Source organism: Paenibacillus phytohabitans (assembly GCF_013141775.1).
Lineage (GTDB): Bacteria > Bacillota > Bacilli > Paenibacillales > Paenibacillaceae > Paenibacillus_AQ > Paenibacillus_AQ phytohabitans.
The window spans coordinates 75,002-97,040 of sequence record NZ_WHOB01000094.1; the positions used below are offsets into that span (position 1 = coordinate 75,002).

The 22,039-nt window shown below is 52.0% G+C and carries 15 protein-coding genes; 5 read left to right on the plus strand and 10 right to left on the minus strand.

The window, feature by feature from the left end:
- Positions 1-111: 111 nt before the first annotated feature.
- Positions 112-396: a Spo0E family sporulation regulatory protein-aspartic acid phosphatase gene (locus GC101_RS36835; protein WP_171720722.1), complete on the minus strand. Its 285-nt coding sequence runs from the start codon at positions 394-396 to the stop codon at positions 112-114.
- Positions 397-485: 89 nt separating this feature from the next.
- Positions 486-1,373, minus strand: a complete 888-nt coding sequence (cidR, locus tag GC101_RS32810; protein ID WP_039305541.1) for a cidABC operon transcriptional activator CidR — start codon at positions 1,371-1,373, stop codon at positions 486-488.
- Between the two features lie 111 nt (positions 1,374-1,484).
- Between cidR and GC101_RS32815 the strand changes: the two genes are divergently transcribed.
- Together GC101_RS32815 and GC101_RS32820 are read left to right on the plus strand one after the other, a co-directional pair.
- Positions 1,485-1,856, plus strand: coding sequence for a CidA/LrgA family protein (locus GC101_RS32815; protein WP_171720723.1), 372 nt, complete (start codon positions 1,485-1,487; stop codon positions 1,854-1,856).
- Entirely contained in the window at positions 1,853-2,536 is a 684-nt protein-coding gene (locus tag GC101_RS32820) for a CidB/LrgB family autolysis modulator (protein ID WP_171720724.1), read from the plus strand. The genes GC101_RS32815 and GC101_RS32820 overlap by 4 nt, the downstream gene beginning before the upstream one ends.
- An 84-nt stretch (positions 2,537-2,620) precedes the next feature.
- Here GC101_RS32820 and GC101_RS32825 read toward each other — a convergent pair whose 3' ends face one another.
- Positions 2,621-3,589, minus strand: a complete 969-nt coding sequence (locus GC101_RS32825) for a Gfo/Idh/MocA family protein (RefSeq protein WP_171720725.1) — start codon at positions 3,587-3,589, stop codon at positions 2,621-2,623.
- A gap of 51 nt (positions 3,590-3,640) precedes the next feature.
- Positions 3,641-5,950 carry an ATP-dependent DNA helicase gene (locus tag GC101_RS32830; protein ID WP_171720801.1) on the minus strand — a complete coding sequence of 770 codons (2,310 nt, stop codon included), beginning with the start codon at positions 5,948-5,950 and terminating at the stop codon, positions 3,641-3,643.
- Positions 5,951-6,202: 252 nt separating this feature from the next.
- Between GC101_RS32830 and GC101_RS32835 the strand changes: the two genes are divergently transcribed.
- Positions 6,203-8,095, plus strand: a complete 1,893-nt coding sequence (locus GC101_RS32835; RefSeq protein WP_171720726.1) for an LTA synthase family protein — start codon at positions 6,203-6,205, stop codon at positions 8,093-8,095.
- 101 nt (positions 8,096-8,196) lie between these two features.
- Here GC101_RS32835 and GC101_RS32840 read toward each other — a convergent pair whose 3' ends face one another.
- Positions 8,197-8,628: a MarR family winged helix-turn-helix transcriptional regulator gene (locus GC101_RS32840; RefSeq protein WP_171720727.1), complete on the minus strand. Its 432-nt coding sequence runs from the start codon at positions 8,626-8,628 to the stop codon at positions 8,197-8,199.
- A gap of 207 nt (positions 8,629-8,835) precedes the next feature.
- Between GC101_RS32840 and GC101_RS32845 the strand changes: the two genes are divergently transcribed.
- Positions 8,836-10,536 carry a methyl-accepting chemotaxis protein gene (locus tag GC101_RS32845; RefSeq protein ID WP_171720728.1) on the plus strand — a complete coding sequence of 567 codons (1,701 nt, stop codon included), beginning with the start codon at positions 8,836-8,838 and terminating at the stop codon, positions 10,534-10,536.
- A gap of 144 nt (positions 10,537-10,680) precedes the next feature.
- On the opposite strand, the gene GC101_RS32850 is transcribed toward GC101_RS32845, so the two are convergent.
- The 5 genes from GC101_RS32850 to GC101_RS32870 all read right to left on the minus strand — a co-directional run bounded on the left by GC101_RS32850 (position 10,681) and on the right by GC101_RS32870 (position 20,196).
- The gene (locus GC101_RS32850) at positions 10,681-12,690 is read right to left on the minus strand and encodes a bifunctional diguanylate cyclase/phosphodiesterase (RefSeq protein ID WP_171720729.1); all 2,010 of its coding nucleotides are present in this window, start codon (positions 12,688-12,690) and stop codon (positions 10,681-10,683) included.
- A gap of 226 nt (positions 12,691-12,916) precedes the next feature.
- Positions 12,917-14,581 (minus strand): hypothetical protein, encoded by a 1,665-nt coding sequence (locus GC101_RS32855; protein ID WP_171720730.1) that lies wholly within the window; start codon positions 14,579-14,581, stop codon positions 12,917-12,919.
- On the minus strand, positions 14,574-15,329 hold the full coding sequence (locus tag GC101_RS32860) for an ABC transporter ATP-binding protein (RefSeq protein WP_231575454.1): 756 nt from the start codon (positions 15,327-15,329) through the stop codon (positions 14,574-14,576). Before GC101_RS32860 ends, GC101_RS32855 begins: the two co-directional genes overlap by 8 nt.
- Positions 15,330-15,554: 225 nt before the next feature.
- Positions 15,555-19,286, minus strand: coding sequence for an S-layer homology domain-containing protein (locus GC101_RS32865; protein ID WP_171720731.1), 3,732 nt, complete (start codon positions 19,284-19,286; stop codon positions 15,555-15,557).
- 76 nt (positions 19,287-19,362) lie between these two features.
- Positions 19,363-20,196 carry a hypothetical protein gene (locus GC101_RS32870; protein ID WP_171720732.1) on the minus strand — a complete coding sequence of 278 codons (834 nt, stop codon included), beginning with the start codon at positions 20,194-20,196 and terminating at the stop codon, positions 19,363-19,365.
- Positions 20,197-20,636: 440 nt separating this feature from the next.
- Between GC101_RS32870 and GC101_RS32875 the strand changes: the two genes are divergently transcribed.
- A complete protein-coding gene (locus tag GC101_RS32875; RefSeq protein WP_171720733.1) occupies positions 20,637-22,004 on the plus strand; it encodes a dicarboxylate/amino acid:cation symporter in 1,368 nt (455 codons plus the stop codon).
- Positions 22,005-22,039 lie beyond the last annotated feature (35 nt).

Here is a 22,039-nt window from a genome sequence, read left to right on the forward strand (position 1 = left end):
CCTTCTATTTATTGCCATTATAGGTGATGACTATTGAAAGCACAACAAAACGGCCCCACATAGTGAGACCTCAACATCCAGACGCTAACTGGAGTTATTGTATAATTTAGACTACTGCTGCAAGGCTGCTTTATTTCTGATCCGCTGGTTTTTGGTGTTCTTGGTGTACCCTGCTGCCCCGTTCTTGCGGCTGCGCAGACTCTCCATCATCAGATTCTGGGCCAGTACGATATATCCGTCCAGCCGCTGACTGAGCTCCAGAACCGCATGATCACTCAGACTCCGCTCCTGGGCCACCTCCAGCAATTCACTTCTTAAGTTTTCTATAGTAAGAAACAGCTCATCTTCTCTATAATCCCTGTTCTGGTTATCGGGGGAATTCTGGTAAAGGTTCACGGTTACTCACCTTCTCTCTATCAACTTCTCCCTTATCATAATTCATGATGCCAAAAAACATATTTTGAAAAAAAAGAAAAAAATGTCGTTTACAGCTCCCCGAGCACTTTCATCGCAAAGGCAATCCACTCCCGCGCTGCGAAGGACAGATAACGGTCTCGGCGCCAGATCATCCCCAGCTGCCAGGGTATCACAGGCTCGGTCAGGGGGATGACAGCGATCCGTGAACGGTCCATATCCCGGCATATGGTCTCCGGCAGCAGCGCAATACCCATTCCGGCAGCTACCATCCGGCTGATCAGATCCCACTGCGAGCTCTCATAGACCACCTTAGGCTGGAAGCCTGCTTTGACACATTCCGAAATAATCCGGTCATGCAGGGCGAAGTCCTCCCGGAACAGCACGAATTCCTCTTCTGCCAGCTCTTTCAGCGGCACATTCTGCGCCCCGTCCAGACGGTGTCCTGCGGGAACCAGCAATTGCAGCTTCTCCTCCACAAAGGTGAAGCAGTGAAACTTGGCTCTGTTGACAGGCAGGACAATCGCCCCGATATCAAGCAGGCCGGACTCCACATCATCCTCTACCTTTTTGGCGCCGTCTTCATGCAGCCTTATCGTCACCTCCGGGTAACGGCGGTGAAATTCCCCGATGACAGCAGGGAAGAAACTGGCTCCTACCATAGGAGGCAGCCCAATGCGGATATGCCCCTGCTTCAGATTGCGCAGACTGTCCAGCTCCGAGGAGAGGCTCGTGAAGGACTCTACAATATTCTGCGCCTTAACCAGCAGAAGCTCGCCGGCATCGGTCAGACGGATGCTTTTGCCCTCCCGGTAAAATAGATCCGCCCCCAGTTCAATCTCCAGATTGCGGATCATCTTGCTGATTGTGGGCTGGGTAATATACAGCGATTCCGCCGCTCTGGAGAAGCTGTTCAGCCTGGCCGCCTGCACGAAATACTCCAGCTGTCTGATGTCCATACCGGTAACCTCCATGTATAGATAAAAGGAATGTGAGATATTCAATCTATTCATTGTACCTATGAAAGAAAAGGATGTAAACTTTCAGTAAGACGAAAGGAAGTAATCGCTATGAAAAAGATCGCCTTAGGCTTACTGCAGGTAGCCGGACTTACCGTCTTCTCCCTGCTGGTGAATACATTAACCTCACTACTGCATATTCCGCTTCCCGGAAGCATTATCGGGATGATTCTCTTATTTCTGCTGCTGGAGTCCGGTGTGATCCGGCTGAACTGGGTAGAGGTTGGCGCCTCGTGGCTGCTTGCCGAGCTGCTGCTGTTCTTCATCCCTTCCGCTATAGGTGTTATGAAATACTCGAAGCTGCTCGAGGCAGACGGTCTGCAGGTGCTGGCGGTTGTGCTCGTGGGTACGTTTGCTGTAATGGCCGGCTCCGGGGTACTCACGGGTGCTATTTATAGAATAAAGGAGCGTAGAAGCTCATGATAACCGGATTATTATTTCTTGGACTCACCATCGCTGTCTACCTTCTGGCCAAACGCATCTATGCCTCCAGCGGCAAAATGTACACTTCACCGCTGATCATTACACCGCTGCTGATCATCGCCTTCCTGCTGATGACGGGCAGCTCCTATGAATCTTACAATGCGGGAGGCAAATGGCTATCGGACCTGCTTCAGCCGGCGACTATCGCCTTTGCGATCCCACTCCATAAAAACTTCAAGGTACTCAAAAAGCACGCCGCCGAAATTGCGGCAGGCGTGCTGTCAGGAACGGTTATTGCCGTGATCTCATCCATGCTGCTGGCCAAATGGCTGCATCTTAGCGGTGATCTGGCAACCAGTCTGGTGCCTCGCTCGGTGACCACACCGATCGCCATGAGCATCTCGCAAAGCATCGGCGGCGTTCCCAGCATTACAGCGGTCTTCGTCATTCTGACCGGTGTACTGGGAACGATGATGGGACCGTCCGTGCTCCGCCTTTTCCGCATTGACAATGAAATTGCGCGCGGGGTATCGCTGGGAACCGCAGCGCATGGTACAGGCACGTCCAAAGCCTTTGAGCTGAGTTCGCTGACCGGCACCATCTCCAGTATCGCGATGATTCTGACGGCGCTGTTCTCTATCGGGCTTGCGCCGGCACTAATCGCGGTTTTCCTCCACTAGGCCGTCCCGGCTTGGGCCATAGACCGGCAGCAAACGGCGAAAGCCATGCTGCCGGTCTTTTTTCTACATAGTAACCGTACAAGCCTACAGCTTCACCGGCACTCCGCTCTGTGCGGAGTCATAAGCTGCGCAGGTCACCTTCAAGGTCTTATATCCGTCCTCATAATCGCTGAGAATACGGGAACGGTCTCCGGTCCGCACAGCATGCAGGAACGCTTCGCTCTCCACCGCGTAAGGATTACCTGTATTCTTGAATTCCTTGCTGTCCCCGCTGCGGACTTCCAGCAGACGTTCCGGGTTCCAGTCGAGCATTCCGTTATCATTATAGAAGCTGATACCCGCTTTACCCACTTCTCCAGGCAGCACGCAGGTGTTGGAGATGCTGGCAATGATGCCGCTCTCCAGCTTCAGGGACACTGTACCCACATCAGACACAGTCACCCCTTCATGCTTCTCGTGCATAATCCGGTTGCCGAACATCCCATAGACTTCGGTTACCTCACCGGCCAGATAACGCAGCAGGTCAACGATATGCGTAGTCTGCTCCGTGAATTGTCCGCCGGACTGCTCCTGGTTGCGCCACCAGGCCACGCCCGGCATCCCGCCCATCCATTCTCCGACGATCATCCCTACCTTGTCCGAACTTAGCGATTGCTTCAGCCGCTGGATGTTCTCCTGATACCGGAAATGATAGCCGACGGAGGTCAGCAGCTGATGCTCCTTAATATCCTGCAGCAGGCTGGCCGGAATGGCCGTGCTTGAGCCCAGCGGCTTCTCGACAAAGAAGGGGATATCTCTTCGGATCAGCGCCCGTTCAATCGCCCCGTGGGACTGTGGAGGTACACAGATGTAGACGGCATCCAGCTTGTGGGCATCCAGCATCTCGATAATATCCCCATAGCCCTCGGCTCCGTAAGGACGGGCCATTTCCTCACCCTTTGGCTTGCTGCTGCCGCAGACTGCCTTCAGTGATACATCCTCCATCCCTGCCAGCAAATCCGCATGCACCTTGGAGAACCACCCTGTTCCGACTATTCCGATATTTAGCGTCATGTCCTTACCTCCTGTTGTCTGATGAATGCCTTTTCATTCGATTATACCCGCTTATGCCATGACAAAGTAGTCCCGCCACTCCTCGGGGAGCAGCTGCCGGTAAGAATTCTGGAGAAAACGGTCATCCGCCAGCACAATAATGCCGCTGTCGTTCTCGCTGCGGATCAACCGGCCCCCTGCCTGCTGCACCTTGCACATGCCAGGGTAGACATAGGCGTAATCGAACCCGTTCTTCCCCTGTGCCTGAAAGTAGCTCCGCAGCAGATTGCGCTCCAGCCCCACCTGCGGCAGGCCGACCCCAACCACCATTACACCATTCAGCCGGTCGCCCGGCAAATCCACCCCTTCGGAGAAAATGCCGCCCAGCAAGGCAAAGCCGAGCAGGGTATCCGGATTGTCCGGGCGGAACGCCGCGAGGAAGTTCTCCCGCTCCGTCTCGCTCATCCCGCTGCCCTGCAGCAGGGTAGCGACTTCCGGGTATTTCTCAGTGAACACTTCATATACATTCTTCAAATAGAGATAAGAGGGGAAGAAGACCAGGTAATTGCCTTTCCTTGAGACCATCCCTTTCAGTGCATCGCTAAGCGGCTGTAAGGAGGCGTCCCGGTCATGGTAGCGGGTGGATACCGGAAGCACAGATACCTGCCACTGCTCTTTATGAAAAGGCGAGGACAGGCTCAGGCTGTAGTCCTCCTCATCTGCGCCGATCATATCCCTGTAGTAGGAGAGCGGCGAGAGTGTCGCCGAGAACAGGATCTGGCTGCGGAAGCTCTTGGCCATCTGCTGCAGCAAATGCGACGGATCGAGATTGAACAGCTTCAGGTACACATCACCGCTGCGCACTTCCGCGTAGGTAATGTAGCGCTCATCATAGGTCTTGAACGTACGCAGCATTCCCTGCACCGCATAGAACGTATCCAGCAGGCTGCCGGCTTCCCCCTCCTCCGCCGGAGTAATCAGCGAGGAAGAATGCAGCAGCTCCAGCTCGGCTTCGGAAGCGAACAGCTCAAGCAGCTCCGGCAGCTCCCCGGGATACTCCGTCCATTCTCCCGCCCCCTTGTCCCCGCAGCTCTTCCGCAGCGCAATGAAGAAGGCATTTACGGCCTTCGCGGCACTGCTTAGCCGCGGATTCACCGTTTTGTATTGCCGCTGAAGTGCCAGGAACGGCGCCTTGGTAAGCGAGGCGGAGTACATCTCCCGCCCCCGGTCCACCAGATTATGTGCTTCATCCACGAGCAGCACCGTTTTTTTCTTCCGCTCCTCGGACATCCGCTTCAGGCTGATCCGGGGGTCATAGATATAATTATAATCGCAGATGACAATGTCGCTGGCGTAGGCGGCATCCAGGGAGAATTCGAACGGGCAGACCTCATGCTTCCGGGCATAAGCGGCAATCGTCTCGCGCGTCATCAGCGTTTCGTGCTCCAGCATATCGAGCATGGCGGCATTGATCCGGTCATAGTATCCTTCGGCAAAGGGGCAGGAATCCGCGCCGCAGCTTCCATCCTCACGGAAACACGCCTTCTCCTTGGCCGTAAGCGTAATCACATGCAGATGCAGCCCCCGGCTGTTCAGCATCATCACCGCCTCCTGTGCCGCAATCCGTGTAACCGTCTTGGCGGTCAGATAGAAGATGCCGGACACCTTGCCCTCTCCTAGGGCTTTGATTGCCGGGAACAGGGTAGACATCGTTTTGCCGATGCCTGTGGGTGCCTGCGCGAAGAGCTTGGCCCCCTCTGCAATCGAAGTGTAGACTGCAGCAGCGAAATGACGCTGGCCGGGCCGGTAACCCGAGAAAGGAAACGACAAGCTATGGATGCTCTCGCCCCTCTTCGCCTGGTAGCGGACCATCATTTCAGCATACGGCGCATACTTGGCTACCGTCTCTTCAGCAAAGGCTGTCAGCTCTTCGCGGGTCATTTCCCGGTATAGGCTGTACTGCTCCTCACTTCCCCGCTGCACATAGGTTAACTTAACCTGTATCGCCGGAAGATCCAGATCCTGCGTAAGGATATAGGCATACATGAAAGCCTGCGCCCAGTGTACCTCACGCCCTTCCAAAGCAGAATCCGGCGTTCCGGCAATGGATTTGATCTCCTCCACAGTCAGGCTGCCGTCCCCGGCTGTAAGCAGGCCGTCGCAGCGCCCGTCGATGATGAACAGCAGATCCCCATGCGGAATCTCCGTTTTTAAATACACCTCTTTGCGGTCCGCTTCCTTATATTGCTTCTGAATCAGCTGATGGCTGCGCGTACCCTCCACCATAGCCGCACCGCTGCGGAATCCCGGCTCCAGACTGCCGCTGCTGAAGGCATACTCGACCAGTGCCCTCACGGATAAAGCGATTTCTGCATAGCTCATCATGCATCACCTCCATTAATTCCCGGTTTGTTCTTTTGGCTCAGACGTCATTTTCGTCCTTTATCACGGATATAAACCTGCCTGAGGGCGTTACCGGCCCTTGGATTCATTCAGGATTGATTTTACGCTTTCCCCAAAGGGTATACGGCGGTTTCTGATTTTTGACATTCCTTGCCTGGCGCTGCATAATAGGCTTTATTGATAATGGAATTCTTTTGTCCTCATGCTGCTGTTTCCTCCCAGCCGGGAAACATGTTTATTCTTAAGAAAGAAGGCGAAGCTGTGTCATCCGTAACGATCAAACGATGGTTGCTCAAGCCATTTGTGTTCTTCTCGATTATTTTCGTCCTTAAAAGCCTTTTAGCCTGGGGTGTCATTTTTGAAGACCTGCAGTTCTGGAAATCGGTACTGACGGAGATCCCCTTTGTCTGGGCACTTTTCTTCCTGATTGAGCGTTTTGCCTCCAAACGGAAACTCGGATATTACATGACGGTTAATCTTCTGGTTACCGCCATCTTTTTTGCCGCTATTATGTACTTCAAATATTACGGGGTTATTGTCACTTACCATGCGGCAGAGCAGGTGAACCAGGTCACTGCGGTGCGCAACAGCGTATTCTCACTCATGGACCCTTATTATCTGCTGATCTTCACCGACATTATCGTCCTTGGCTTCTACTTCTTCATTAACAAGAACGGACGCAACTACAAGAAGGATAAAATTAACCGCCACAACGGAAGAATGCTGCATGTCGTCCTGTTCGCAGTTTCACTCGGACTCTGCCTGTTCAATATTCTTCCCAACAAAGCAAGCATGAATGAAATTAAGAAGGCCCAGGAAATGGGTATCCTTAATTATGAAGCATATACTATCTTTGCTCAAGATAAACCAGAGCTTGTGAATGCCAGCGAGATTACACAGGATACCATTAATCAGCTCAAAGGCATCGATCCTTCTGCGGTATCCCCTTATGCCGGGGCTGCCAAGGGCAAGAATCTGATTGTTATTCAGCTGGAATCCTTCCAGAACTTCCTGCTCGGTCTGAAGGTGGACGGCCAGGAAATCACACCTAACCTGAACCGCCTGATGGAGGACAGCCTGTATTTCAACAACTTCTATCAGATGGTCGGCCAGGGCAACACTTCAGACGCAGAATTCGTAGTCAATTCGTCCTTCTACATTCCACCGCAAGGCGCAGCTACAATGTCTTATGTGGATAAGGAAATGCCAAGTCTGCCGCGTCTGCTGCAGGCCAGCGGGTACCAGTCAGCCACTTTCCATACCAATGATGTGGAATTCTGGAACCGCGGCGAGCTGTACAGCTCACTGGGCTGGGACCATTATTACGATCACAAATTCTTCGGGGACGAAGATACCTTCTTCTTCGGCGCTTCCGATGAAGTGCTCTACCGCAAAACTTCAGAGAAGCTGAAAGAAATGAGCGATGAAGGACAGCCGTTCTACGCACAGGTAATTTCAATGTCTGCCCACCATCCGTTCACCATCCCTGCAGAAAAGTATAAAATGAAGCTGCCTGAACGTTATGAAGGTACTTTCGTCGGAGATTATATCCGGTCGCAGAATTATGCCGACTATGCCTTCGGACAATTCGTCGATGAGCTGAAGGCGGACGGAATATGGGATAACAGCCTGATTATGGTCTACGGAGACCACATGGGACTGCCCATCTACTCGCTTGATCATGACGACAAGGAATTGATGAAGGAAATCTACGGTTATGATTACGCCTATGCAAATATGCTGAATATTCCGCTGCTCGTGCACGGCGAGGGATTGGCGCCGCAGACACTTGAGCAGGTGGGCGGAGAAGTGGATATTATGCCTACTGCTGCCAGCCTGCTGGGCGTATCGATGGATAACAATATTCATTTCGGCCAGGATTTGCTCAGCCAGTCTTACAATCTGCTGCCTCAGCGGTATTACCTGCCTACCGGCTCGTTTATCGCCAGCTCCGGCCTGCTGATTCCCGGCAACAGCTTTGAGGATAATACACAATATCTGCTTGCAAACGGCGGTCATGCTCCGGCCGGCACCGAGGATGAATATACCCGTGCCTTGCGGCTGCGCCAGTTGTCGGACAGCTATGTTACACAGCTGCCGGACAAAGAACCGGATAAAGAATAGTTCTGAGCCTATCGTAGAACATACAGAAATAAGCCAGCCTCCCGAAACTTTGGGGGCTGGCTTATTTTATATACTTCATGGCTGCTATCACTGTTCAAGGATTATCGTTCCTGCTTCTCAAGCAGCAAATAATAGTGTGCGAAATTCTCCAGCTCTTCTGGCTCAAGTATGGATAAATGCTCCTCCAGCAGCAGCATTGAACGGCGCTGCGCTTCTTCCAGAACCCCTTGTCCCTTAGCCGTAATCGTCACGATTACCGCCCGGCGGTCGTTCTCATCGGGAACGCGCGCAATCAGCTCCAGCAGCTCCAGACGGTCCAGCATTACCGTGACCGCACTGGATTTCACCTCCATTTTATCGGCCAGATGAATAACCCGTGCCTGTTTCTCCTGAGCGATCATATGCAACAGTCCGAATTGCGGAACCGTTAACCCTATTTCCTTATGCAGAGACATCTGCGACATAATTTTGCGCTGCACCTTCCACATGGATATGCCCACACGTTCGATTAACGGATTGATATCTTGCGTCATCCCTTCAGCTCCCAGTCCGTCTGTCTTATTCCAAGCGTACCATTATCTTGGCTATAGATTCAATGTTTTTCGTTTACATAAATCATCATTCTCCGACACAAAAATACTTTATTCTGGCTAATGCCTTGGCAGCAGCGATGCGCTATAATCGTAGCAGTGATAAGAACTCACTTAATATACTTAGAGTCAGGGCTGGTGATCATTTTTATGAAATTGGCAACAAAATTAACTTGGATGATGCTGATTGTACTGCTTCTGGTCGGATCATCCATTGGCTTCTTCGGTTATAATGCTGCTTACAAGCAAATCGATGAAGCCGCAGGAATTGAACTGGTAGGCTGTGCCAATATAACTACCGGCCTTATTGATCCCGCCGATATAGCTGCTCTGGCTGCAGGCGATACGAGCAAGTTAAGCGCCATTGAAGACCGCATAGGCTGGATTAATGAACATAAACCTATTTTTAAAGAAGCGTTCATCCTCTCGCTCGACGGCAAAGTGCTAGCCGCTGACGCCCGGTTCAAAGAACGAGGTTATAAAGCAGGAGACCCCTTCTATTTCTCCGATGAAGATAAAGAAATGATTACCACCATGAAGCATTCCGCATACTCCAAAGTATATACATATCAAGGAACCTCGCTTAAAACCGGCTACGGCCCCATTTATCAGGACCATGACCCTACCAAACCAATCATTGCTTTGATGGCTATTAACTTTGACGGCCCGCTGATTCAGACACGGACAATGGAAATTATTACTCAGCCCTTCATTATCGGGAGCTCGATTCTGATTGTGGCCATAATTGCCGCATATCTGATGATTCGCCGCATGGTGAACCCGCTCACCAAACTGTCCGCTTCCGTAAACACCGTAGCCAAAGGTGATCTTAGCCGGGAACCTCTACTCTTCAAGAGCAGAGATGAGATCGGGAAGCTGTCGAGCGATTTCAATGACATGACCCTGAATCTGCGCAATCTGATTACACAGGTTAATGATACCTCGATGCTGGTCGCCTCCTCCTCCCAGGAGCTCTCCGCCAGCGCACAGGAGACCAACCGCGCCGGGGAACACAGCGTCAATGTTACCCTCGAATTGGCAGACGGTGCACATACGCAATTGCAGAATCTCGAAGGCAGCTACAAAGCCGTACAGGAAATGTCGCATTTCATTACCGAAATTGCCGACAATGCGGATAGCGCAATGAACAATGCCGCCGTTAACGCCCAAAAAGCCCGGACAGGCCGGGAGTCTATGGATTTGACCACTTCCCAGATGGGGATTGTGAGCGGAAGCATCTCCGATCTTTCCGGCATTATTCAAACGCTTGGCAGCCATTCCAAGGAGATCGAGAATATTGTCGGTACGATTGCCAGTATTGCCGAAGAAACGAATCTGTTATCCCTGAATGCAGCCATTGAAGCGGCGCGTGCCGGGGAAGAGGGCCGGGGATTCGCAGTTGTGGCAGGCTCAGTCCGCAAGCTTGCTGAACGTTCGGCGAGGTCTGCCGGCCAGATCGGTGAACTGGTCAGTCTGATTGTGAATCAGATGGACAAAGCCGGAGATACCATGAAACGTTCCACGGAAGAGATGCATCAAGGCAAAGAGATGATCATCGCTGCCGGACATTCCTTCTCAGAGATCGAGACCTCCGTCTCCGATATGTCTTCGCAGAGCCAGCAGATCTCGGCAACCGTCCGTGAGCTGGCGCTGATCTCCGATGGACTTGTAACTGCAATTCAGAAGATTGTAGCCGTCTCTAATCAGACAGCTGAAGGTGCAGAGACCTTATCGGCCTCTTCGCAGGAACAGCTTGCCGCCATGGAGGAAGTAGAATCTTCCGCAGCATTCCTCTCCTCCCTCGCCGAGAAGCTGCAGGTATTGGTCGAGAACTTTAAAATAGCCTCATAAAGCGGGGCCTGGCTTCGCGAATTACGCAGGTACTATCCGGTGACCCACGGCATATAAATTCTCCTCTTTCAAAAAAAAGGCTGTCCCGAACGTGGAATGATCCACGGCCGGGACAGCCTTTTATTTCGAATGAATCTGCATGCATTATGCCGTATTCTCTATGAACCATTGGCCCAGTTCATTGACCGGCATCGGCCGGCCGTAGTAGAAGCCCTGCATCACTCTGCAGCCCAGGGATTGCAGCAGTTCAATCTGCTCTGTAGTCTCCACGCCTTCGGCAACAACCTCCATATTGAGATTGCTGGCTATGGCAATGATATTACTGATAATAGCTTTCTTGGAGTGCATCTTGCTCTTACGGATGAATACCTGATCAATCTTCAGTGTATTGACCGGGATCTCATCCAGATTCCCCAGCGAAGAGAAGCCTGTCCCGAAATCATCCAGCGAGACTCTTACTCCGAGATTCCGCAGCTTGGAGAGCTGGGCAACCGTTTCTTCCATGTTGTTCATCGCAATGGACTCTGTAATCTCAAGCTCAAGGAAATGCGGCTCCAGGCCAGCACGCGACAGCGCTTCTTCCACCACATCGTACAGACTGCCGTTCTCAAACATCCGGGCCGACATGTTGATCGAAACCGCTACATTCGCCACCTTCGCCTTATGCCAGAGCATGTTCTGTCCGCATACATCATGCAGCATCCAGTAGGTAATCGGCACAATCAGACCTGTCTCCTCGGCAATCGGAATGAATTCAGCCGGAGAGATAATTCCGTGCTCCGGATGTCTCCAGCGCAGCAGCGCTTCAAGACCTACGGTAACATTCATGAATGAATCCCACTTGGGCTGGTAGACAACCATGAACTCCGAGCGGGCCAGCGCCTTGCGCAGATCCTTCTCCAGCGACATCCGCCGTACCTGATGACGGTTCATTTCCAGATCGAACACACTGAACTTGTTCTTGCCCGAGTCCTTGGAGGTATACAGCGCTGTATCTGCAGCCTTCATTAGCGCCGAACGGTCCGTTCCATGGGCGGGAGTCATGCTGATCCCTACGCTGGCCGTTACATACAGTTCATTGCCTTCAATGCTATAAGACTTCTTAAGCTCCTGCAGAATATGCTGCGCTTCTTCCTCCGCTGCTCCAATCGTACAATCAGGCAGGGCAATCAGGAATTCATCGCCGCCCAGCCGGAAGACCTTGCCCTTCCCGCCTACACAACGGGTCAGCCGTTCGGATACTTCCCGCAGCAGCAGGTCGCCGATATCATGTCCGAGCGTATCATTAATGGATTTGAAGCGGTCCAGGTCGACGAAGAACACGGCTCCCGAGATCCCTCCGAAGAAATCATCCTTGAAATAACGCTCCAGTCCATGCCGGTTCGGCAGTTCAGTAAGCGGATCATGGTACGCCATACGCTCCAGCACATGCCTGTCCAGAAAAACAGCTCCGCCGGAGAGTGCCAGCATAAACAGGGTAACCAGCGAAATGCCTGTCAGCAGAATAACATCTGCCTCCATGAGTACAGGTTTCGTGCCCAGCCAGTTGTCATACTGCAGATGGCTTGTTGTCAGACTGGTATAATGCATTCCGGTAACCGCAAGGGCAATGAACAGCGCTGAATACAGCTTCCAGCGGCTAAAGCCTCTATAATCCTTGAATTTGCGAAACATAAATACTCCGATGTAGGAGGCCAGCAGAGCAATCAGAACGGACAAGGCCTGGTCCTTAATTTCGTAATGAACCTTTGCCTCCATCTCCATGGAGGACATTCCGATATAATGCATGATTGAGATGCCGCCGCCCAGTATTACACCCCCAATAAGAAACCGCCACATTCTCTGGCGGGAAGCCGTCGCTATCTGGAGTGCCGCATAACAGGACAACATACTGACGAGCAGGGACAGAACGGCTGTACCCGGATGGTAGCTGACCTTGAAGGGGAGATGGCTGGCCATAATGCCTACAAAATGCATGGCCCAGATTCCGCTTCCCAGCACGCAGGCACCAGAGAGCAGCCAAAGACGCCTGACCCGGCCAGTGGAATGGGAAACCTGCGAAATCAGATTAAGCGCAGAGTATGCCGCAGTTGCAGCAAGCGCAAAAGATAGTAAAACAATCCAAATATTATAGTGGATTCCCATTTGATCCATAGTTGACCTCTTCACCGGTTTTATTATCATCGTCATTTGCAGTGTTAATCTCAAGTTAAAAATCAATATACGAATAGTAGATAAATGGAAGAGTGCATAGAGATTATAGGCGATCCCTGAAATATAACTTTAGCTGTATTTTACCTTGTATTTGGCAGACTGTCTAAGTAAATACTGGAACTTAGACCCTTTTTTTAATGTCGGCAAAAAATGTCCATATTTGGCGTCAGCCCCCCGCGCGGAGGGTTGGAAGCCGGCTGCTGCCTGAATCCTCCGGCAGGAAGGCCCGGTGCCATATCCAGGTATTTGCAGCTGCCAGAATTACCAGATAGATGTATATTCCCGCGGGAATTAAGGTGAACACATAATGTATCCCGGCCAGTCCCGCCAGAACAAACAGCTGCACAAAAGCACTGCCGGTGAATTCCTTCCGCCGCGCTGCTTCATACTTCTCCGAGAACGGCAGCGCCCTGGGGAACAGAAGAAAGCAAAGCACCGAATACAGCAGCAACGCAAGCAGTACGGCGGCCATATCAGCAATAATCCTGGACCCGAACAAGCCGAGGAACACGGCTGCCTCCAGAGTAAACAAAGGCACAAGCAGCTTAAGCACCACTGCCTTCAGCATCCCGCGGTATACCATAGCCGTTCCCGGCAAGGGGATTACTTTATAGATCCATGCGCCTTTGTAGCTGGTGGAGTAGCGGAGCATTTGCACCGCCGTCATCATCAGGAGGGCACTGTAATAGATAAACAGAAACGATCTGGAGCCTCTGATGGCTGCCATATCCCCGCTCCACACCTGATTGAAGATAAAGATAAAGGGCAGCACGAGGGACAAGCCTACAGTTGGATATACCCTAAGCTTGAATTCGCGCTCGTGCTTCATCATCGACCAGGTGAAACGGAAGAACATCGCCTCTACCTTGTTGCGGCATGTTATCTCTGACAGCCTGCGGGCTATCCGCCCGGTGCCCTGCCCTGAAGCGCCTTGTTCAGCCAGCTTCTGGAGACTGCGTTCAAACAGCGGCATCAGCCGGATATAAGCTGCAAACAACACGACTGGAGCTGCGAGAGCGAGTACGGCCAGGATAGTTAGATGCCTGCCTTCCGCTCCCCCAACCAGCAGCTCAAACGGAGCCCCGAACCAGACGGGAGGCAGCGCGAAATGCCACCAGGCAGGAGTGAAATTCAGGCCGAACTCTGTGATATTAAACAGGCGCGATACGAGCTGAGCACCGACAGTTACGCCAACGGACAGAATAATCTGCACATAATTGATGATGTCCTTAAGCTTTTCACCGTCAAAAAACCTTAAAATCAGCAGATAGACCAGCGCAGTAAACACCAGAATGAAGCCGTCCATCAGGATGATCTCCGCAGCATACAGAAAGAAGAATAAGGCTCCATGCCGGAACAGTGAGAATAGGAGGGAAGGACCGGTGAATGTCAGTGTTAACGTGAGCAGATAGATCAGAATATGTATGCTTTTGGCCATGTTTAGCGTCCGGCGGTCCACCGGCTTGGAGAAGAGAATGTTTTTGTCCCGCAAATCCAGCATGACTGTCGAGAAATCCGATATCAGCGTCGTTGTGATCATGAACATCACTATGCTGAACATCAGGCTCATGGTCAGAATATAATTGTCTGCAGGTGCAACCAGCGCGATCAGCATCAGCCCGAGCAGCAGATACAGCCACTGTACCCGGAACGGAGAGCCTTCCATATTCAGCTTGGGTTCCTGCGTTCCCGAGAATATCGTTGGTGTCCGCCGGCCGTCCATCGTGAGCTTAACCTGAAGAATGCGGCGCAGTACGGCATAATCGGCTCCGAGCGCCTTAAATATCCATTGCATCCGGTCCAGCAGCTTCAATACAAAGAAATCACGCATGCGGCGCACCCTCTCCAATCACAGCAACGAACTCACTGGCGATATCCCTGTACTTGTCAAATCCGGTCAGCTGATTGAAAATCTCCTCAAGCGAGCCCTCCCGGCTCTGCTCCCGCAGCTGTGCGAAGGTTCCGTCCGCAACGATATCGCCCCCGTCCAGCAGAATAATCCGGCTGCTGATCTTCTCCACCACGTCCATAATATGCGAGGAATAAAAGATTGTTTTGCCCCTGGCCGCAAGTGTTGCAAAAATCTCCTTCACCACCATTACACTGTTGGCATCCAGACCGCTGAGCGGCTCGTCCAGAAACAGAATATCCGGGTCATGCAGCATGCTGGCAATCAGCAGCACCTTCTGCTTCATCCCTTTGGAGTAGGAGGCAATCCGCATATCGTAGGCCTTATTCAGGTTCAGCAGTCCCATCAGCTTCTCCGCCTTGAGCTCAGCATCCGCCTTCTTCATGCCATACAGCTCTCCGATAAACGTAAGATATTCCCGGGCTGACAGGCTGTCATACAGCTCTGCCACCTCCGGCACATAGCCGATTCTTCTTTTGTAGGCCGTGTCCCCGTCTGAGATATCTCTGCCAAAAATACGCACCGACCCGCTATAGCCCTCCACGAGCCCCAGCATGATTTTGACCGTGGTACTTTTGCCGGCGCCATTGGGTCCGATGTATCCGATAATCTGTCCCCGGTATACCTCCAGGTCAATTCCCCGCAGCACCATTCTGTCACTGTAATTCATCCATAGTCCTTCAATTGAAATGACCGGTTCTTCTGTATTACCCACTACCCTCTCTCCCTTCGGCATGCACATCCATCATCTTCAAATTATGTTTTAGCTGTTGTCCCTATTTTAGCAAATTTTAACACCTGTTACCTATGAGTTATCGCAACAAGTGCAGTGTAGGGGTAAACGTCAAAAAGAGCGGCCCGCTGGCCGCCCTTAGAGAAAATGTTATCCTATCATTTACCGGGCAAGCAGGTTATAGATCACCTGTGCCGCCTCGGCCCGTGTGGAGAATTCCAAAGGATGAATTCTGCCGTTGTCACCTTCTACTACACCGCGCTGCACCAGAGCCTGCAGAGCTTCTTGTGCGTAGCCGGCAACCTGCGGCGCATCGCTGTAGGTGGAGAGCGCCAGATCTGTCGTGGATTCCGGCAGCTGACCCAGAACATTCAGCGCACGGTACAGCAGGGTGAACAGCTCCTGCCGTGTAATCTGGTTATCCGGCTTGAACTGGTTATCCCCGGAGCCCGTAGCAATTCCCAGACTCTTGGCAGCAGCCAGATAGCCGGAATAATAGGCTGTCCCTGCATCTGTAAAGTTGGCTGCTCCGCTGCTGTCCGGTGCTATTCCGTAGGCTTTGAGCAGCAGGACAATGAATTGCCCTCTGGTTACTAAGGCGTTCGGACTGTAGCTGCTATTATCCGTGCCGGAAGTAATCCCTCTGGCTGCCAGGAAGCTAACAGCATTGTTGTACCAGGCTGTATCAGCAATGTCAGCAAATGCGACTTTATTGTAGGCAATAATATATTGCGAGAAATGGGTGGTTACAAATTCAACTGCTCCGGCAGCTGCCTTGTACTTGCCCTGAACAACATCCAGGCCGCCTTCCTTGTTGATGTTATATACGATAATAGAATGTGCCTGTTCACCCGTCAGCGGGGTATAAGGAAGACTAATGTGCACCTTCCCGCCGCCGAAGACAGACACCTCCCTATCTCCTGCCCGTACAGTCAGATCATACACCGGTCTGTCTCCGAGTACTGACTTGCCTTCCTCAGTTAAAGACACCTTGGCAATTCTAATGAGGATGGCTCCGCTATCCTCAGCAGCACTGATGCTGGCTACAGCAGTAGAATCGAACGTAATCTGCCCGACGTTCAGAATATTAATCTTAAGACCGGCATTCGTGCCAGAGGCTGCTTCATTAAATGCACTTCGTGGAATGCTGAGTTCCGCTGTCTTGGTATTGGCATCTGCGGCAACGCTGATTTCCAGGACAGCCTTCTTGCCTGCGGCTTCGGCAGCCTTGGCACTGTTCACAAGGCCTGCAACGGCTTCGGCAGAAATAGAAGCTGTTGTTACGCCTGTAGCTGTATCCGTTGTAGCAGTGGCTGCCGCCACTACAGTTACGGTATCCCCGGATGTCGTAGCGGATGGGGATGGGGCCGGACTGGCACTGGCTACCGGCACAACCGGAGCTGCGCTACCATTGCCCCCTCCTCCACTATTCGAACCGTTTGCCGGTGCATATGCCGGTACGACAACACTGGTATCCGGGCTTGCCTTGTAGCCGAGCTTAGCCGCAGCTCTGACATTATAGGTCCCTGCAGACAGACCCGTGATTTCTTTGTCCGGAGCCGGTGTATAGGCAGAGGCCGTGGACAGCTTATACTCCAGCGCTGTGGTGGTGCCTGTAATGGCTCCGTTCTTATTCTCGGATGAGGTTGGGGCAACGCCTTTAAGGCCGGCTGGGGCTGCCTGTTCCTGAATATTGCCCGGAACCAACACTTTTGCTACCGGACTGGCTGTGTAGCCTTCTTTTGCCGGATATCTCAGATCGTACACTCCCGGGATTAAGCCCGTGGTTTCTCCCTCTCCCGCATAGACATAGGCTGTAACCGTGGACAGCTTGATCTGTAATTGACCGTTAGTGCCTGTAATCTTCCCGTCCTTGTTCTCCCAGGTTGTCGGCTTCACTCCCGTAAGTCCGGCAGGTGCCGCCTGTCTCTCCGTGAAGGCAGGAATCGTAATATTCGCCTCAGGGCTTGCCGGAATCTCTTCCTGGGCAATATATCTTACCTGATAGCTGCCAGGTGTAAGATGGACAGGAGGTACATCCTTGGCATACGTATATTCCGTTACCGTTGTCAGCTTGTACTCCAGCATTTGCAGCTCCTCAGTACTCAGCGCCCCTCTTGCACCGCTGATCTGCCCATCCGTATTCGCTGCGGAGGTCGGCGGGAGTCCCTTCAACCCTGCCGGGGCTGCCTGCTCTCCGGGCAGCGGCACAACAACCTCTACTGCTTCTCCCGCAGCATAAGGTATAACAGTGGTTCCTGCCGGTTTAATGATAGGTCCCTGCGAACCCGTAGTCGCTTTATACCGTACCAGGTAAGTCCCCGGAACCAGGCCCGAAATGGTCTCACCTGCGGCCGGCTGATATTCATAGACCGAATCCTGTACAGTCTTGTACTTGTATTCCAGCTGGTCATTGGCCCCTCTGATGGTGCCGTCTGCACTGCCATACAACCCTGCAGGCACAGCCTCTAATCTGGAATACAGCGTGTTTAAAGCCTGGATTGCATTAGTATATCTGGCACCGTCAGAATATCCGCTGCTTACATACCCCGGCTGAATATTCGTCCAGGAGTACATCAGCTCCACATGCCCAAGAATAGGGGCGCTTTCTCCGGCAGCATCCTTGTTATCTTTGTTGTAAGTAAAGAGATACGGCACCTGAAGTCTGTCGCCGGTGACCGTTTCGTTCAGATCATTCACATAGCTGATCACAGAGGGCTTAGCTGCCTGATTATTCTCTGTCTTGATATTGGTAAGGTAGGTATTAACCAGATCAACATACAGATTGGCATACGGATGATTGCTCGTTCTGATCTGTAGCTCATTGTTATTATGAGGGTTGGCCCGCCCGCTTGTTCCGGTGTTATTGCCGGACTCCGCTACCGTCAGACCCGCATCAAGCTTCGTATCAAAGAAATAGATCTTGCTTATGTTATGAGCTATCGCCTGTTCATTAATATATTTGATGATGGCCTGGGTATTCGGGCACCATGAGCCCCCGAATAGCAGTGCATAGTTCCCGTCACTGGCCAAAATCTGCTGCAGCTGATGATAGGTTACATGCTCCAGCACAAGGTCCTTATCCTCCGGAGTAAAAATAATATTCCCGTTGTTCTCTCCGGCATAGTTGCGGTTGAACGCTGTTTTAATATACTCGGACTCATTAATCACACTATAGGCGGAGGCTGCTTCAAACACCTGACGCACAGAGGCTTTATAATCATTTACCTTGCCCGAGTCAAGCTGGCCGCCTGTCAGGAATTGCTCCCAGGACTTTCCGTCCTTCAGATAAGAAACAACAGGCGCGCTGTTGCCCTGCGCATCCTTATGATCCTTGTTGTACAAGAACAGGAAAGGGGAATCAATCTTGTTGGCAGTAACCGTCTCGCCGGCCGCATTCACATAACTGACATTGTGCTGCGGATCAGTCTTGTCGTACAGCGAAAGATTCTTCAAATACTTGTTGACCAGATCTACATATTTATAGGCATAAGGATTATTGCTGTCTGCAATATCAAGAGTGGCCCCGTCCAGCCTGGTATCAAAATTATAGATCACAGGCACATCAATGCCGGATTCCTTGGCAACCTCATTGATAAATCCGATATCCGCCTGTGTGTTCCCGCTCCAGGTGCCGCCAACCAGCACGGCATAGGTACCCTCACTCTCAAACAGATTGGCGATATCTTCATATGTAGCAGTCTTATATACATGATTCCGGTCATTCAGCTTTGGATAATTCTCATAAAAATAATTATAAGTGCTGACTGCTCCAGCGCCGCCAGCTGGCAGAACCGGCTCTGCCGCCGCCTTGCCGGGGATACCCGGCAAGGCAAGGAGTGCGGCCGCCAGCAGCGGTGCGAGAATTTTATTAAGTTTTTGCTGTGTTTTCATTAGTTGCACCTCAACTTTATCTTTTTTCTGTACTTTGCATACCAGCCTGCCCGGCAGTTAGTAAGACGCGAAAATCTTAAGGGCAAACTTCCTCTACAGCAGCCGGGGCAGGAGCAGGATTGCTCACAGCAGGCGCCGGGGCAGAGGTATCAGCAGCTTGAGATGCGGAATTGCCGGAGGCTTGCGATGAGGATGTGCTGGCAGCCGGGGCTGAGGCCGGGGCGCTTGCACTCGCTTTGACCACCTCGGTTGTAGAGAACGTCACCTTCTTCGGAGCGGGCTGTTCGGTGGCCTGAGCAGGCGCTGGAACGGCCGGGGCCGGGGCGGCCGTTTTAACTGGTGCGGCAGATGGTTGCACAGTCTCAGACTTCGGCGCGGCTGCCGTCTGCGGAGCGGCAGTTGCCTTCGGCGCGGCTGTGGCTTTGGGAGCCGCAGCCGTTTGGGCTTGGGCAGCTACAGCAGCTGCTGCCGTCTTGGCTGTAGCCTGATGCTGCGTCTCTTTAGCCGCAGGAGCAGCAGTCGCCTTGGCTTCGGCTTGGACAACCTCTGCCGTCCCGGTGGATGCTGCCGCAACCGTCTTGCCGGCCTCAGGTGCGGAATTCACCGAAGCCGGTGCGGCAGAAGCTGCTGCCGTGTCTGCAACAACCGGCGCTGCTGCCGTCTCAGCTGTGTCTGTTGAAGCAGCAGCAGCTTCAGGCTTAACAGTCTCTGCTGCAGGGGCTGCAGCAGTATCCGCTGGCGCCGGGGTTTCCACAGGGGCCGCGGCAGTGCCTGCAGCAGCTGCAGCTTCCACAACTACCGGTGTTGCGGCTGCTTCAGCCTTGTTGTCCTGCTTGGCTGATACTGCCGCATATGTCAGTACTGAGAACACTACGGCTGCAGTAATTACGGATATAGTAAGCTTTTTCATAGAGGTAACCCTTCCTTTCACTTCGCCCTAGGCAGTTTTTGGGGAACTCAATTACTCATCACAAAAAGACTCAACAAGACACACTGTTCGCGTGCTCATTGAATCTCTGGCGGTCCAGTCGATTCTTCTTACGAATTGCTCTCCTTACAGCAGCGGTATCCCATCCCCCCCTATAGAATCAAAAAAGAGACTCAACAAAACGCATGGTTATGCGCTTCTGTTGAATCTCTGGCAGTCCAGTCGATTCCTGAATGACTTGCGGATAAGTTCCATATTATTCATACTGACATCCCTTGTCAATTAAAATTTTATTTATCCTATTTGTTTTATCGGATTAAATAAAATTAACATATTTATACATTGACAATCATAAAATTTGTCTATACATTTGATCTCATTATTCACATCAAAAAACTAGGCTTAGGGGGTCTATAACGGGCATGAACAACATCGACAACAATCTATTATCAGCCATTGAGACAAACTGGTATGGCTTCGTGGTTTCCATTTTTGTGTTTGGTATCCTGTATTTTCTGGCACGCAAACGGGTCGGCTTCGGTACCCGGGTCCTGGTCGGGCTCGGAATCGGGCTGCTGGCCGGAATCTTTTTTCAATATTTCGAATTCGAAACCAATGCCATTACTACCTTCGGCAGTATTTATGTCAGTCTGATCCGCATGCTCGTTGTGCCGCTCGTATTCATTCTGGTATTAAACAGCATCTCCTCGTTAACCAACCTTGAATACCTGCGCAAGATCGGAATCAAGACCTTCGCCTGGTTCCTCGGAACAACCGGAATTGCCTCTGTTATCGGACTATCGGTAGCCCTGCTTTTCAATCCGGGCAAAGGGATCCAACAAGCTGTGCCGGAGGGCTTCACCGCCCGTGAAATCCCTACATTCTCACAGGTTATCCTTGATCTCGTCCCATCCAATCCCGTTAATGAAGCAGCTACCGGCAAGGTTGTGCCGCTGCTTATTTTCGCCATCTTCCTGGCGGTGGCCATTATCAAAATCGGCTCCAAAAAGCCGGAGGCCGTTAAGCCTGTACGCGATCTTATCGAATCCCTGACCCTGGTACTGCACCAAGTAGTCAAATTTGTAATCCGGTTAACGCCTTACGGCGTGTTCGCGCTGATTGCCGGAATTACGGCACGATATGGCTGGGAGACCCTTCAGGAGCTGGGCAGTGTCATTGTAACCTCTTATGTCGCATTGATTCTGCACTTTGTGCTGGTCTTTGGCGGACTCGTGCTGCTCGTGGTCAAAGTAAATCCTATCCGCTTCTTCCGTAAGGTCTACCCGACGCTAACCGTTGCATTCACCACCAGAAGCAGCTATGCTACACTTCCTGTGAATCTTGAGGTTATCACGAAACGTCTGCATGTCTCCCCGCGGATTGCCAGCTTCGTTGCTCCGCTTGGCGCCTCTGTCAACTTCAACGGATGCGGGGGCGTATGGCCTGCTATTGTGGCTGTGTTCACGGCTCAGGTCTATGGAATTCAGCTTACCGGAACCGATTATGTCACACTGGTGCTGGTCAGTATCATCTCCTCCATCGGGGTAGCAGGAGTACCCGGACCGGCTGTAATCTCAACAACCGTCGTATTAACGGCACTCGGCCTGCCGCTGGAGGGGATAGCCATTGTTGCAGGAGTAGAAGCGCTTATCGATATGGGACGTACCGCTGTCAATGCTACCGGGACTGCCGTTACTGCCCTGCTGGTCGCCAACTCTGAAGGTGAATTCGACCGCGAAGCCTTTAACCGGGGTGATAACGAGGATGAAATTCTTCTTAACACAATATAAGTTCTTAAGGAAGTCCACCGATTACGATATATGCG

What these genes read in the sequence shown, in the direction of transcription:
- cidR (WP_039305541.1), bottom strand. Translation starts at nt 1,373, where the DNA reads ATGGACATCAGACAGCTGGAGTATTTCGTGCAGGCGGCCAGGCTGAAC.
- GC101_RS32815 (WP_171720723.1), top strand. Translation starts at nt 1,485, where the DNA reads ATGAAAAAGATCGCCTTAGGCTTACTGCAGGTAGCCGGACTTACCGTC.
- GC101_RS32820 (WP_171720724.1), top strand. Translation starts at nt 1,853, where the DNA reads ATGATAACCGGATTATTATTTCTTGGACTCACCATCGCTGTCTACCTT.
- GC101_RS32825 (WP_171720725.1), bottom strand. Translation starts at nt 3,589, where the DNA reads ATGACGCTAAATATCGGAATAGTCGGAACAGGGTGGTTCTCCAAGGTG.
- GC101_RS32830 (WP_171720801.1), bottom strand. Translation starts at nt 5,950, where the DNA reads ATGAGCTATGCAGAAATCGCTTTATCCGTGAGGGCACTGGTCGAGTAT.
- GC101_RS32835 (WP_171720726.1), top strand. Translation starts at nt 6,203, where the DNA reads ATGTTTATTCTTAAGAAAGAAGGCGAAGCTGTGTCATCCGTAACGATC.
- GC101_RS32840 (WP_171720727.1), bottom strand. Translation starts at nt 8,628, where the DNA reads ATGACGCAAGATATCAATCCGTTAATCGAACGTGTGGGCATATCCATG.
- GC101_RS32845 (WP_171720728.1), top strand. Translation starts at nt 8,836, where the DNA reads ATGAAATTGGCAACAAAATTAACTTGGATGATGCTGATTGTACTGCTT.
- GC101_RS32850 (WP_171720729.1), bottom strand. Translation starts at nt 12,690, where the DNA reads ATGGATCAAATGGGAATCCACTATAATATTTGGATTGTTTTACTATCT.
- GC101_RS32855 (WP_171720730.1), bottom strand. Translation starts at nt 14,581, where the DNA reads ATGCGTGATTTCTTTGTATTGAAGCTGCTGGACCGGATGCAATGGATA.
- GC101_RS32860 (WP_231575454.1), bottom strand. Translation starts at nt 15,329, where the DNA reads ATGAATTACAGTGACAGAATGGTGCTGCGGGGAATTGACCTGGAGGTA.
- GC101_RS32865 (WP_171720731.1), bottom strand. Translation starts at nt 19,286, where the DNA reads ATGAAAACACAGCAAAAACTTAATAAAATTCTCGCACCGCTGCTGGCG.
- GC101_RS32870 (WP_171720732.1), bottom strand. Translation starts at nt 20,196, where the DNA reads ATGAAAAAGCTTACTATATCCGTAATTACTGCAGCCGTAGTGTTCTCA.
- GC101_RS32875 (WP_171720733.1), top strand. Translation starts at nt 20,637, where the DNA reads ATGAACAACATCGACAACAATCTATTATCAGCCATTGAGACAAACTGG.